This is a genomic window from Sinomonas terrae (assembly GCF_022539255.1).
GTDB lineage: Bacteria > Actinomycetota > Actinomycetes > Actinomycetales > Micrococcaceae > Sinomonas > Sinomonas terrae.
Window position 1 is genome coordinate 3,460,166 of the sequence record NZ_JAKZBV010000001.1, and the last position, 13,411, is coordinate 3,473,576.

The 13,411-nt window shown below is 69.7% G+C and carries 12 protein-coding genes; 3 read left to right on the forward strand and 9 right to left on the reverse strand.

Features of this window, described 5'->3' with window-relative positions:
• Positions 1-230: 230 nt before the first annotated feature.
• The 3 genes from L0M17_RS15940 to L0M17_RS15950 are packed head-to-tail and all read right to left on the reverse strand — an operon-like array spanning position 231 to position 2,424.
• Positions 231-1,502, reverse strand: coding sequence for an ABC transporter substrate-binding protein (locus tag L0M17_RS15940; protein ID WP_308196889.1), 1,272 nt, complete (start codon positions 1,500-1,502; stop codon positions 231-233).
• Positions 1,502-2,125, reverse strand: a complete 624-nt coding sequence (locus L0M17_RS15945) for a LytR C-terminal domain-containing protein (protein ID WP_241055256.1) — start codon at positions 2,123-2,125, stop codon at positions 1,502-1,504. The genes L0M17_RS15940 and L0M17_RS15945 overlap by 1 nt, the downstream gene beginning before the upstream one ends.
• Before the next feature lie 47 nt (positions 2,126-2,172).
• Positions 2,173-2,424 (reverse strand): DUF3263 domain-containing protein, encoded by a 252-nt coding sequence (locus L0M17_RS15950; protein ID WP_241056479.1) that lies wholly within the window; start codon positions 2,422-2,424, stop codon positions 2,173-2,175.
• A gap of 137 nt (positions 2,425-2,561) precedes the next feature.
• Between L0M17_RS15950 and L0M17_RS15955 the strand changes: the two genes are divergently transcribed.
• On the forward strand, positions 2,562-3,335 hold the full coding sequence (locus tag L0M17_RS15955; RefSeq protein WP_372498035.1) for a uracil-DNA glycosylase: 774 nt from the start codon (positions 2,562-2,564) through the stop codon (positions 3,333-3,335).
• 18 nt (positions 3,336-3,353) lie between these two features.
• Positions 3,354-4,199, forward strand: a complete 846-nt coding sequence (locus L0M17_RS15960) for a siderophore-interacting protein (protein ID WP_241055258.1) — start codon at positions 3,354-3,356, stop codon at positions 4,197-4,199.
• A gap of 4 nt (positions 4,200-4,203) precedes the next feature.
• Here the strand turns inward: L0M17_RS15960 and L0M17_RS15965 are convergent, their stop codons facing one another.
• Together L0M17_RS15965 and L0M17_RS15970 are read right to left on the reverse strand one after the other, a co-directional pair.
• Complete coding sequence (locus tag L0M17_RS15965) at positions 4,204-5,670, reverse strand: threonine/serine exporter family protein (RefSeq protein WP_241055260.1); 1,467 nt, start codon at positions 5,668-5,670, stop codon at positions 4,204-4,206.
• An 11-nt stretch (positions 5,671-5,681) separates the two neighbouring features.
• Positions 5,682-6,761, reverse strand: a complete 1,080-nt coding sequence (locus L0M17_RS15970) for a lipid II:glycine glycyltransferase FemX (protein WP_241055262.1) — start codon at positions 6,759-6,761, stop codon at positions 5,682-5,684.
• Positions 6,762-6,859: 98 nt separating this feature from the next.
• On the opposite strand from L0M17_RS15970, the gene L0M17_RS15975 reads away from it, so the two are divergent.
• The gene (locus L0M17_RS15975; RefSeq protein WP_241055264.1) at positions 6,860-7,420 is read left to right on the forward strand and encodes a type 1 glutamine amidotransferase domain-containing protein; all 561 of its coding nucleotides are present in this window, start codon (positions 6,860-6,862) and stop codon (positions 7,418-7,420) included.
• 48 nt (positions 7,421-7,468) lie between these two features.
• Here the strand turns inward: L0M17_RS15975 and L0M17_RS15980 are convergent, their stop codons facing one another.
• From L0M17_RS15980 to gcvP, 4 genes are read right to left on the reverse strand one after another with little or no spacing between them, the layout of a single operon-like run.
• Positions 7,469-8,866, reverse strand: coding sequence for an L-serine ammonia-lyase (locus tag L0M17_RS15980; RefSeq protein ID WP_241055265.1), 1,398 nt, complete (start codon positions 8,864-8,866; stop codon positions 7,469-7,471).
• Positions 8,867-8,898: 32 nt separating this feature from the next.
• A complete protein-coding gene (gene gcvH / locus L0M17_RS15985; RefSeq protein ID WP_241055267.1) occupies positions 8,899-9,279 on the reverse strand; it encodes a glycine cleavage system protein GcvH in 381 nt (126 codons plus the stop codon).
• A 20-nt stretch (positions 9,280-9,299) separates the two neighbouring features.
• The gene (gene gcvT / locus L0M17_RS15990; protein WP_241055268.1) at positions 9,300-10,460 is read right to left on the reverse strand and encodes a glycine cleavage system aminomethyltransferase GcvT; all 1,161 of its coding nucleotides are present in this window, start codon (positions 10,458-10,460) and stop codon (positions 9,300-9,302) included.
• A 7-nt stretch (positions 10,461-10,467) separates the two neighbouring features.
• Positions 10,468-13,398, reverse strand: a complete 2,931-nt coding sequence (gene gcvP / locus L0M17_RS15995; protein ID WP_241055270.1) for an aminomethyl-transferring glycine dehydrogenase — start codon at positions 13,396-13,398, stop codon at positions 10,468-10,470.
• Positions 13,399-13,411: the final 13 nt, after the last annotated feature.

Genomic DNA, 13,411 nt, shown 5'->3' on the forward strand with positions numbered 1-13,411 from the left:
CCCGTTCCTTCCCGGTCGGCGGACGCCTCACCCCAGCGAGGTGTTCCCTTCCCCCCTCGGACGACGGCGGTCTGGCGAGCCTTTGCGAACCCGCCGACTTAGCAGTCAACCCGTGGGAGTGCTAGGTCAATAATTAGCACTCTGCCCGGTCGAGTGCAAGCGCCGACTGCGCTTCATGCCAATCGCGAACAGAGCGGCGTCAGAAGCGGGGATCTCCGTCAGTGCGGAGGTCAATGCGCGACAGTTTGGGTGCCGGCTTGATGCGCCGTGTTGTCAGTCCCATAGCTCATGACGGTGAAGTTCGCGGTCGTGATGTCGCCGTTCGCGTCGAAGGCAATGGGCCCAGACTGACCGTCATAGTCGATGGGCTTCCCCTTCGACTCGAGACCGAGGCAGTCTGCGAGCGCCGTGCACTTCGTCCGGGGAGCCGCTCCCCCGCGCCCCGCCGTACCGCCCGATACCCCGATTAAGTGCGAGGCGATGGAGGCCCCGGCGTCGTCCTGGGCTTCACCGGCGGCGAGGATCGCGAGGGCTGCGGCGTCGTACGCCTCCGCGGCAAACGTCATGTCCTTCAGCCCGGGAGACTGCTTGAGGATCTCCGTCTCGAACGCTGCGCTCGGGAAGAGGCCCGGCACAAGGCCGCTCGCGCCGTCGAGCGCTCCGCTGGCCAGCCCCGTGGCGTACTGGGCGACGGCGGCGTCGGCGAGCAGGATCTTCGAGCCGGGGACTCCGGCATCGTGCACCTGGGCGAGCACCGCCTGCGCCTCGTCGTGGGCAACGACGACGACCGCTCCCGCGCCTGCGGCACGGGCGGCGGCCGCGGCGGACCCGGCGTCGTGCCCTGAGAACTCGCCGCTGCCCTTCTCGGCCAGCCCCGCCGCCTTTGCCGCGGCGGCGACGGCGTCACCAACGTCCTGCCCGTAGGCGCCCTTCTGCCGCAGGACAGCGATGCTCGTCGCGTCCTTGCCCTTCGCCACGGCCACGAGGGCGGCACCCTCGGCGGTCTCGGGCGGAGCGGTGCGGAAGTAGTAGCCGCCACTCCCGTAACCCGAGAGCGCGGGGTCGAGGTTCGCCGGCGAGATGAGGACGGTCTTGGCCTTGTCGAGGACGTCGATGGCCGCGGGGGCGCGGCTTGAGTCCGTTGGCCCGATGACGACGTCGGCCTTCGCCGCCACGAGCTGGCGCGCGGCCGCCGCGGTGTCCGAGGTGACGGAGGGCTGCAGGAACTCGATAGGGCGCCCCTTGTGGCCGCCCGCGGCGTTCGCCTGCTGGATGGCGAGTTCGACGGCGGCCTGCTGGGCATCGTTCAGGAAGGCCGCCGAACCGGTGTTGTCGAGCAGCATGCCGATGCGCAGCACACCGTCGCCGGAGGCCTCGGTCTGGGCGAGCCGGGCGTTCGTCGCGAAGACCGAACACGCCGAAAGTCCCAGGACGGCGACAACGCCCGCGCCGGCCCGGAGCGCAGCTCGGCCTGCCGACCCGGCTCCCGGACGGCGGATCACTAGCCCGTGTACCCGGGGCCGATCACGGCAGCGAGCGGGTAGCCGAGCTGCTGCGCCTGCAGGACGGTGGCGATGCCGAGGTCGGAGGCGAGAGCGTCCGCTGAGGCCTTCTGGGTCGGGTCACGGTAGAAGACGACGGAGGTGTTGACGGGCGTTCCGGACCAGTTCCCAACTGCAGCAACCGTCCATCCGGCGGAGCGGGCCGTCGTTGCGACCTTGTTGCCGAGCCCAGACGTCGTGGTCGCGTTGTAGACGCCCACGGGGAGGGTCCGGTCTGCGGCCGCTGCGGTTGGTGTCGGGGTGCTGGGCGACGTGGCGGTTGGCGAGGCGGACGTCGACGGGGCGCTGCTCGGGCTGGGAGTCGTGGTTGGGGACGCCTTAGGGGTGCTGCTCGCCGTCGTGTGCGAGGTGCCCGCGGGGGCCGGGGACGAGGTCGGGCGGAGGAGCTTGGGCACGAGGAAGAGCGCGGCAGCGACCAGCACGACGACGACGGCCGCGGCCAGGAGGACCCACGCGAAGGCCCCCCGGCGACCCGTCGCGCTGGTGACGCGGGTCCGATGCACTCCTTGGCGCCGTGGGGTCTCGGGGATGTCGTCGAACTCGTCACGGGGGTAGGTGCTCATGGCGTCAGGTCCTCGTCCGATGTTCCGCTGGGGAGACCGCGGCAGGCTCACGCGCTGCCGCTCAGGCGACGAGCCGTGCGCGCGCGCTGCCGCGACGTCCTAAGTCTACGCAACCTCTTCACGAGCATTGGGTCATGCGCAAGCGCCGCCTCGGTGTCGATCAGGGCGTTGAGGAGCTGGTAGTAGTGGGTGGCCGAGAGGTCGAAGAGCTCCCGGATCGCCTGTTCCTTGGCACCGGCGTACTTCCACCAGTTGCGCTCCAGGGCGAGCATCTGGATCTCCCGCTCCGAGAGCCCCATCCGGTCCTCGCGCTCCCAAGCCTCTCCCGGCTCCGCTGCACCCACGTCCGCTCCCTTCGGCCGACCTTCCAAACCTCGCATCAGTCTAGAAGGGAACTACACACGTGTCATTCGCCTCGGGTGCGAGACTGGAGACCGTGACCGAGACCGAGCCGCTCTTCGAGCTCCCAGATGGACCGTCCCGCGCGGAATCCACCCCGCCCCTGCCGACCCCAGCCGAGGAGGCCGAGTCCCTCGCCGCGATGGCCAATGCGCCGCTCGAAGACCTCATGCACCCCGAATGGGCTGCAGCGCTCGCACCGGCTGAGGCCGCGCTCCGCCGGGCCCTGCGCGCTGCGGCGAAGGACGCCGCGGCCGGCGCCGTCATCCTCCCGCCGCCCGGCGCCGTCCTCCGCGCGTTCCGCGATCCGCTCTCGGCGGTCCGTGTGCTCGTCATCGGCCAGGACCCGTATCCCACTCCCGGCCATTCGATGGGGCTGTGCTTCTCGGTGCGCCCCGAGGTCGCCCCTCTACCGCGGAGCCTCGCCAACCTCTTCCGGGAGTTGGCGGACGACGTCGGGGCGTCGCCTTCGTGCGGAGATCTCACCGCGTGGGCGGGGCAGGGGGTTCTCCTGCTCAACCGAGCGCTCACGGTGAGGGCCGGAGACTCGGGCTCCCATCGCCGCGTGGGCTGGGAGGAAGTGACAGACGCGGCGGTGCGCGCCGTCGTCGGCCGCGGCCTTCCGCTCGTGGCCATCCTGTGGGGCAGGAACGCTCAGTCCGTCCGGCCGATTCTGGGCACGACGCCGATCATCGCCTCCGCGCACCCCTCGCCGCTGAGCGCGTCTCGCGGATTCTTCGGTTCGCGTCCGTTCAGTCGGGCCAATTCATTACTCGTCGAACAAGGTGCAGAGCCGATCGCGTGGGGCTGAACGGCTATTCTGGGCCGCATGACATCAGCCTCCACCACCACGGCTCCCGCCAAGAAGCCCCGCCCCACGCTGGATCTGGTGGTTGCCCGGACCGAATGGCTCACGCCGCACCTCGTGCGCGTCGTCGCCGGCGGCGCGGGCTTCGACGCGTTCGCTGACAACGGGTTCACCGACAAGTACGTCAAGGTCTCGTTTCCCACCCAGCTGCCAGACGGAGCATGGCCCGAGGGCCCCGTGGACATCGCGGCACTGCGCGAATCGCTCCCTGCCGAGCAGTGGCCCGTAACGCGCACCTACACCGTCCGATCCTTCGACCCGGAGGCCCGCGAGCTCGCGATCGACTTCGTAGTGCATGGCGACGAGGGCGTCGCTGGACCGTGGGCGGCCGCCGCAAAGCCCGGAGACAGGCTCATCTGCACCGGCCCGGGCGGGGCCTACTCCCCCGATCCCGAAGCCGAGTGGCACCTGTTCGCCGCCGACGAGTCCGCGCTGCCGGCCGTCGCCGCCGCCATCGAGGCCCTCCCCGGCGAGGCCCGCGGGATCGCGTTCCTCGAGATCGGCTCCGGCGCCGACGTCATGGAGCTCGAATCGCCCTCAGGCATCGACATCCGGTGGATTTCGCGCGAGGGCGAGCCCGCGGGAGAGACCGTGGTCCTCGCCCAGGCCATCGCCGATGCCGAGTGGCTGCCCGGCACGCCGAGCGTCTTCGCGCACGGCGAGCGTGGGGCCATGAAGGAGCTCCGCGCCATCTTCAAGCAGCGCGAGCTGCCGCGCGAGAAGCTCTCACTCTCGGGATACTGGGCGCATGGCCGAGTTGAGGACCAGTTCCAGGCCGAGAAGAAGATGCCGGTCGGCCAGATCTAACAGTTCAGCGGCGCATCCAGCGGCGGCGCCGTTCGACCGACCCTGCCTTCTGGGTGAACGGGCGGGCCAGATGGTCGCCGAGCACAACACCGGCCGCCGCCCCGAGGATGATCGCCATCGCGGTGAGCATCCCTCCCGCCCCGGCACCGGTCTGATTGACGTCGAGCGTCGCGACGTACATCGAACGGAAGATCGTGAGGCCGGGCAGCAGGATCAGTGCGGCCGGAACGGCCACGACGAGCTGCGGCGCGCCCATCTTGAGCGCCACGATCCGGGCGAGGAAGCCGATGACGACGGCGCTCGCCGCCGGAGCGACCCTGTCGCCGACGCCGGTGAGCTGGACGCCCGTGAGGACGAAGTACCCGACGACCCCCACGAGCGCCGTCGGCACCACGAGCCGCCGCGACGTCTGCTCGGTGACGGCGATGGCGGCAACGGCCGCCCCGATGAGGATCACCTGGACCCAATACGGGTACGAGGGCGGAAAGGTCTGCGTGACGTCGATGCGGGACACGCCCAGGAGCTCGCCTGCGAGGAACGCGACCGCGATCCCGGCCACGAGGGCCGCGAACGTGAGGAACGCGGAGAGGAAGCGTCCCGCGGCCGTGACCGGGAAGCCGTTGATGGCGTCCTGGGTGGCAGAGACGAGCCGTGAGGTGGGCAGGAGCAGGAGGATCCCACCGACGACGACGATCGCCGGCGCGATCGTCATCTTGGCCCAGAACATGAGCAGCGCGATAAGTGTCACGAGGAACGCGCTCGCGAGGGTCGTGAAGAAGTCGGGGACGCGCCACCGCCCCATGACCCGGGTCACGAGCGAGACGCCGAGGTTGCTCAGGAACGCGATGAGCGAAGCCATGAGCCCGCCGCCGAGCACGCCGACGAACAGTGCGGCGAAGAGCGAGTAGGCCGCCGTCACCGCCCAGCGGGGGAAGGGCTTCGCGCGCTTCGTGATGCCTTGGAGCCGCCGCATCGCCTCGTCCCGGCCCACCCCGCCGGCGGCGATCTCGCTCACGAGCTGATGCACGAGCGCGAGCCCCGCATAGTTGCTCGTCCACGAACGGACGACGCGGAGAAGCTGGATCGGGGTCTGATCCCTGGGAGAGTAGTTGATCGCAACCGACTGATTGGTGATGTCGACCTCGATGTGCTGCAGCCCGAGCGCGGCCGTCACGGCGATCATCGAGGACTCGACTTCGAGAGCGCCCGCGCCGTATCGGAACATCGTCTCGGCGAGGAGCAGCGTGAAATCGAGGGTCCGTCGCGCCGACTCGTCGACGCCGCCCACTTGGATGGTCGGGTTCGCATAGGGGCTGGCGGCGAGCCGGTCCACGATCGAGAGCGGCGCGGTGGGTGGGCTGTCGCCGGTCATGAGCCGCCGCAGCATGCGGACCGCTGCAGCGTTGTTCGCCCGCGCTTGTGCGGGCGAGATGGGAGGCATCGGCCGGGTGCGTGCGTCCTCTTCGCCCATGATGCCTTCCCTCAGTAGAACTGCTGACCCGTGCGCCGGGTGTAGAGCTGCCGTGCGACCCGTTCGCCCGCCGTCGTCCATGCGGTGTACCGCGGGACGTCGATGATGTAGTCCCAAGCCCCGACGAAGTCCGTGACGGACTTCGTGAAGGAGGTCTTGAAGAGGCCGAGCCCGTGGAACGGGTGGGAGGTGTCCTTGAGCTTGTCGGCGGGCGGGGTGCCGCAGAAGTCGTACTCGGTGCAGCCGAGGGTCTTCATGTCGAGGATCGCGGTCCACTGGACGAGGTGCGAGTCGCCGTACTGGGAACGTTGCTGCAGGGAGCCGCCGTCCTTGTACGTCGCCTTGCGCCCGTAGTTGATGACGAAGGCACCGACGGAGGGACGCCCGTTCTCGTACACGAAGTAGAGCCGGCCCTGCCCACGGGAGGTGAACTCGGTCCAGAACTGGCGGTAGTACTCGAAGCTGCGGACTTGGGCGCCGCTGCGGGACTTGGTGTTGAGCGTTCCCGTCATGAGCGCGTGCATGGTGCGGTAGTTCGCGAGCGTCGGCTCGGCCACCTCGACCTGGACGCCCTCGCGTTCGGCGCGGCGGACGGCGTTCCGCCCACGGGAATGGAGGCTGCGCAGGAGCGGACCGGGTTCCGGAGTGATGTCCAGGATCGCGGTGGAGTCATTCGGCTGGAGGTTGAACGACTTCACGAGGCCGGCCTTCGAGAACACGGCGCGCGCCGCGTCCGAATCCACGATGTCGGGTTCGATCTTCACCGCGAACACCCGGAGCTTCTCCCGCTCGACGAGTTCCTTGACGGCCTCGAGGGCCGCCGGCACGTCGTCCACAGATGCGACGTCGGGGCCCTTGATGAGGTACCAGAGCCGGCCCATCACGGGGAACGACTTTTCGAGGACGAGGTTGTAGCTGCTCTCCTCGGGCCCGTCGAGGACGAGATACCGGATGTCCCAGCCGAAGTTCTTCTTGACGGCGGCGAATGCGGCCGACTGCAGCAGGTTCCCGCCGTTGGGATTCGCGGTGACGTGCTTGTCCCAGTGCTCGATTTCGTCCTGGCTCGCGAAGCGCGCGGTGAAGCTGCTCAAGGTAGGGTGCGTCCCTTCGGTCGGGTCTCGGGGCCTAACCCAGTCTAGTCGCCGGGAGGTGTGCGGTTTACCACGCTGCCAGTGGGTAGCGACGAGATATGGCGAACAACATCAGAGGCAAGAAGGTTGCGTTCCTCCTGACCAACGGCGTCGAGCAGGTCGAGCTGACCGAGCCGTGGAAGGCGGTCGAGGAAGCCGGCGGCGATCCAGCGCTCGTCTCGCCCGAGGAGGGCCAGATCACGGCGATGAAGGGAGACTGGGAGCACGGCGAGTCGTTCCCTGTCGACGTGACGCTCGACCAGGCCGACCCGAATGACTTCGACGCGCTCGTGCTTCCGGGCGGCACCGTGAATGCCGACAAGATGCGGCTCGAACAGAAGGGCGTCGAGTTCGTGAAGGCCTTCCTCGAGGCTGGCAAGCCCATCGCCGCGATCTGCCACGGGCCGTGGATCCTCATCGAGGCCGGCGCCGTCAAGGGCCGCGAGATGACCTCCTACGCGTCGCTCCAGACGGACCTCAGGAACGCCGGCGCGAACTGGGTGGACCGCGAGGTGGTCACGGACCGCGGACTCACGACATCCCGCAAGCCCGACGATCTCGCGGCGTTCTGCAGCAAGATGCTCGAGGAGATCTCAGAAGGGGAGCACGCCGAGGCGTAGCGGCGCTAGCCCCTCCCTCTCAGCACTCCCCTCTCAGCACTCCACCTCTCAGCACTCCACCACGTTGACGGCGAGGCCGCCCATGGCGGTCTCCTTGTACTTGCTGCTCATGTCGCGCCCGGTCTCGCGCATCGTGACGATGACCTCGTCGAGCGAGACCCGGTGCGAGCCGTCGCCCCATAGCGCCATCTTGGCGGCGTTGATCGCCTTCGCCGCCGCGATGGCGTTGCGCTCGATGCACGGCACCTGGACGAGGCCCCCGATCGGGTCGCACGTCAGGCCGAGGTTGTGCTCCATGGCGATCTCGGCCGCGTTCTCGACCTGGGCGGGGGTCCCGCCCATCACCTCGGCGAGGCCCGCGGCCGCCATGGACGACGCCGAGCCCACCTCGCCCTGGCAGCCCACCTCGGCTCCCGAGATGGAGGCCTGCTCCTTGTAGAGCACCCCGACGGCGCCGGCCGCGAGCAGGAACCGGACGACGGCGTCGTCCTTGTCCTGTTGGGTCGCGCCCGCCATGCCGGGGGCGTAGTTGAGCGCGTAGTACAGCACCGCCGGAATGATCCCGGCCGCGCCGTTCGTCGGCGCCGTCACCACGCGCCCGCCCGAGGCATTCTCCTCGTTCACCGCCAGGGCGATGAGGTTGACCCACTCCTGCCAGTACAGCGGATCCCGGTCCTTGTCCTCCTTCAGGAGGCGCTCGTGCCAGTCGGGGGCACGACGGCGGACCTTCAGTCCCCCGGGCAGCAGCCCCTCCCGCTTGAGGCTGGACTCGACACAGGCCTCCATGACATGCCAGATGTGCAGGAGCCCCTCGCGGATCTCCTCCTCGCTGCGGGAGGCCTTCTCGTTGACCAGCATGATGTCGCTGATCGATAGGCCCTTCGACGCGCACCGGCCCATGAGCTCGGCGGCCGTGTGGAACGGGAACGGGAGCTCCTGCTTCGACTCCTCGAGCTCCTTCTGGGCCGCTTCCTCCTCGCCCTCGCGGACAATGAAGCCGCCGCCTACCGAGAAGAAGGTCGCGTCGTGCAGGGTCGCTCCGCCGTCGTCCTCGACCTGGAACCGCATGCCGTTCGTGTGCCTCGGCAGCACCGTGAGGGGGTGCAGGACCATGTCCTCGACCCCGTACTCGAGCTCGCGCCCGCCTGCAAGGTTGAGCCTGCCGGTCTCGGCGATCGAAGCCAGCCGCTCCTCGACCTGCTCCGGGAGGATCTCCTCGGGCTCGAAGCCCTCGAGCCCGAGGAGCACAGCCGTGAACGTCCCGTGCCCGCGCCCTGTCGCGGCGAGCGAACCGTAGAGGTCCACGCGCAGGGACGCGACATCGTCGAGCAGCCCACGCTCGCGCAGCTCGTGGGCGAACACGGCCCCGGCCCGCATGGGGCCGACGGTATGAGAGCTCGAGGGGCCGATGCCCACCGAGAACAGTTCGAAGACGCCGACGGCCATGCCGGATTCCTTCCTGGATCAGCTGACGCGGGTTAGAGCTCTCCGCCGTTCTTGGAGGCGTACTCCTCGGGAGAGAGCAGCGGGCCCTCCGAGGTGACCTCGACGGTGAAGAGCCACCCGGCGCCGTAGGGGTCCTCGTTGACCAGCGCGGGGTTGTCGATCGCCTCCTGATTGACCTCGACGACGGTGCCGCTCACCGGCGAGTACAGGTCGGAGACGCTCTTTGTCGACTCGATCTCGCCGCACGTCGTTCCTGCGGTGAGCTCGCTGCCCACCTCGGGGAGGTCGAGGTAGACGACGTCGCCGAGCGCGTCTGCCGCAACGGCTGACACACCGATCTTCGCCGGAGCGGCCTCGGTGTCGAGCCACTCGTGTTCTTCGGAGTACCGGAGGCCGGTCTGGACTTTGCTCATGGCTGGGGATTTCCTCTCAGTCACTTCTGACGCTTGTAGAACGGCAGTGCTACTACCTCGAACGGCTCGGCCTTGCCCCGCAGGTCCACCTCAAGCCGGGTGCCCGGCTCCGCGATTTCGACGTCGACGTACGCAAGCGCGACCGGATAGCCGAGCGTGGGGCTGGGCTGACCCGAGGTCACCTCTCCGACCTGCTGACCTTCCTTGAGGACGGCATAGTGCGAGCGGGCCGCGCGCCGCCCGAGGCCGCGAAGGCCCACGAGACGCCTGCCGCTCGTGGTGCCCGCGCCGTCGTCCTTCTTTGCCTGGAGCGCGGTGCGACCGACGAAGTCGCCTTCCTTGGACTTGAGGGCGACGACGCCGCCCAGCCCTGCTTCGAAAGGCGTCACCTTGCGCGAGAGCTCGTTGCCATAGAGGGGCATGCCGGCCTCGAGGCGCAGCGAGTCGCGTGAGGCGAGGCCGCACGGGACGAGCTCGCGGCCCTCGCCGGCCGCGCGCACGGCGTCCCACAGTTCGGCTGCGCGCTCGTTGGCGACGAACAGCTCGAAGCCGTCCTCACCGGTGTAGCCCGTGCGTGCCAGAAGCACCGGGACGCCGGCTGCTTCCAGCTCGACCGCCGCGTAGTACTTGAGGCCCGTCACCGCCTCGGCCTGCTCCCCGGGGACGAGTGCGAGGACGATCTCCTGCGCGTTCGGCCCCTGCACCGCGATCAACGACGTCTCGGCGGACGCGTCCCGGAGGCTCACGGCGGCGCCGTGGTGAACGAGGTCGCCGAATGCTGCACGCCGCGATTCAAGCTCCCCCGCGACCGTCGCCGCGTTGCCCGCGTTGGGGACCACGAGGTAGTTCTCCTCTGCAACGCGGTAGACGATGAGGTCGTCGATGATGCCGCCGTCCTCGGCGCAGATGAGCGAGTATTTGGCCTTGCCGACCGCGATCGCGGACAGCTTGCCGACGAGGGCGTAGTCCAGGAACGCACCCGCGTCCGGGCCGGTGACCCAGACCTCGCCCATGTGGGAGAGGTCGAAGAGGCCCGCCGTCTCGCGGACGGCACGGTGCTCGGCGAGTTCGGAGCCGTACTTGAGCGGCATCTGCCAGCCGCCGAAGTCGGTGAAGCTGGCCCCGAGGGCGGCGTGCTTCTCGTGCAGCGCGGTGCGCTTGTCGGTTGTTGCAGTCGTCATGTGAGTCTCAGTTCTCTTCGAACGCTTCGAGGGGAGGGCAGGCGCACACGAGGTTGCGGTCGCCGGCTGCCCCGTCGATGCGTCCCACGGGGGCGAAGTACTTGTCCTGGCTGGGCGTGCGGCCGGGGAAGGCGGCCTGCTCGCGGGTGTAGGGGCGGTCCCAGTCGGTGGCGACGACGGCGGCCGCGGTGTGCGGGGCACGGCGCAGCGGGGAGTCGGCGAGGGGGAAGTCGCCGTGGGCGACCTGGTCGATCTCGGCGCGGATCGCGATCATCGCCTCGATGAACCGCTCGATCTCGCCGAGGTCCTCGGACTCGGTCGGCTCGACCATGAGCGTGCCCGCGACAGGGAACGCCAGGGTCGGGGCGTGGAAGCCGAAGTCGATCAGCCGCTTCGCGACGTCCTCCGCGGTGACCCCGGTCTTGGCGGTGAGCTCGCGCAGGTCCAGGATGCACTCGTGCGCCACGAGCCCGCCCTCGCCCGTGTACAGGACCGGGAAGTACGCATCGAGCCGCTTGGCGACGTAGTTCGCCGCGAGCAGCGCGGACTTGGTGGCCTCGGTCAGGCCGGACCCGCCCATGAGCTTCACATACGCCCACGAGATCGGCAGGACCCCGGCCGAGCCGTACCGGGAGGCGGAGACCGGGAGGCTGTGCTCATCAGCGCCGCCGACGTGCCACACAGAGGCGTCCCCGGGCATGAACGGGGCCAGGTGCGCCCTCGCCGCGACCGGGCCGACGCCGGGGCCGCCGCCGCCGTGCGGGATGCAGAAGGTCTTGTGGAGGTTCAGGTGGGAGACGTCCCCGCCGAACTGTCCCGGCTGGGCCAGGCCGACGAGGGCGTTCATGTTCGCCCCGTCGATGTAGACCTGCCCGCCCGCGGCATGGACCGCATCGCAGACCTCGCGCACGTCCGCGTCGTACACCCCGTGGGTCGAGGGGTAGGTGATCATGATCGCCGCGACCCGGCCCGCGTTCGCCTCGATCTTGGCGGCGAGGTCCCCGTGGTCGATCGTGCCGTCCGAGGCAGTGGCGACGACGACGACCTTCATCCCGGCGAGCACCGCCGAGGCCGCGTTCGTCCCGTGGGCCGAGGCCGGGATGAGGCACACGTCGCGCTGGGCCTCGCCCCGGGAGTGGTGGTAGCCGCGGATCGCGAGCAGGCCCGCGAGCTCGCCCTGCGAGCCGGCGTTGGGCTGGATCGAGACCTGGTCGTAGCCGGTGATGGACGCGAGGTCCTGCTCGAGGTCGGCGATGAGCTCTCGCCAGCCCTCGGTCTGGGAATCCGGGGCGAAGGGGTGGATGCCGGCGAACTCGGGCCAGGTGATGGCCTCCATCTCGACCGCGGCGTTGAGCTTCATGGTGCACGAGCCCAGCGGGATCATCGTCCTGTCTAGCGCCAGATCGCGGTCGGAGAGGCGTCGCAGGTAGCGCATCATCTGCGTCTCGGACCGGTAGGAGTGGAAGACGGGGTGCTGCAGGTACAGGCTCGCGCGGTGCATGGCGCCCTCCAATGCGAACGGCGCACCACCCGCCGTGTCCGCGGCGTCGCCCGCCGGGCCCGCGCCGAAGACGCCGGCGACGACGGCGACCGTGTCCGCCGTCGTCGTCTCGTCGCACGAGACCCCGACGGTGTCCGCGTCGACGAGCCGGAGGTTGACGCCCTTGCCCTCCGCGGCCGCGACGAGCGAGGCCGCCCGCCCCGGGACGCGGGCCGTCACGGTGTCGAAGAAGCTCCGGTGCACGACCTCGACCCCGGCGGATTCGAGCGCCGCGGCGAGCGTGCGGGCATGGGCGTGGGTGCGCTCGGCGATCGCCTTGAGGCCCTCCGGCCCGTGGTAGACCGCGTACATCGAGGCCACGATCGCCAGCAGCGCCTGGGCTGTGCAGATGTTCGAGGTCGCCTTCTCGCGGCGGATGTGCTGCTCACGCGTCTGGAGGGCCAGGCGGTAGGCGGGGCGGCCGGCGTCGTCCTTCGACACCCCCACCAGACGGCCCGGGAGCTGACGCTCGAGGCCCTTGTGGACCGCCATGAAGGCCGCGTGCGGGCCGCCGTAGAACAGCGGGACGCCGAAGCGCTGGGCCGAGCCGACGGCGATGTCCGCTCCCTGCTCCCCCGGGGACTTGATCAGCGTCAGGGCCAGCAGGTCCGCCGCGACGGTGACCATCGCGCCGCGCTCCTTGGCCTCCGCGATCAGGCCCGTGGCGTCCGCGACCAGGCCGGATGCGCCAGGCTGCTGGATCACGAGGCCGTTGATCGGCCCCTCCGGCAGGCCCTTGGACAGGTCCGCGACCTCGACCTCGAAGCCCAGCGCGCGGGCACGGCCGGCCACGATCGCGATCGACTGCGGGAACAGGTCCGCGTCCAGCACCGTCTTGCCGTGCCCCGGGGCCGCGGCGACGTCCTTGTTCTTGTTCGCCCGGCGCATCAGCAGCACCGCCTCCATCACGGCGGTGGCCTCATCCAGCAGCGACGCGTTGGCGATCGCCAGGCCAGTGAGGTCCTCCACCGCGGTCTGGAAGTTCAGCAGCGCCTCGAGCCGACCCTGCGAGATCTCGGGCTGGTACGGGGTGTAGGCGGTGTACCAGGCCGGGTTCTCCACGATGTTCCGCCGGATCACCGCCGGGGTGATCGTGTCGTAGTAGCCCTGCCCGATCATCTGCACGTGCGGGCGGTTCTTCGCTGCCAGACCGCGCAGGGCGGCCAGGACCTCGGACTCGCTCAGCGCCGGGGCCAGCCCGAGCGGGGAAGCCTGCTTGATGCTGTCCGGAACTGCCGTGTCGGCCAGCGCATCCGCGCTGTCATAGCCGACCGCGTTCAGCATGTGCTTGATGTCCTCATCGCGCCGCGCACCGATATGCCGGTCGACGAAGGCTGCGGGAACTGCGTGGTCCGTCACGGGGGAACTCCAATACTCTGGCCGTGCGGTGCACGGCATGGATCGCGTTCCT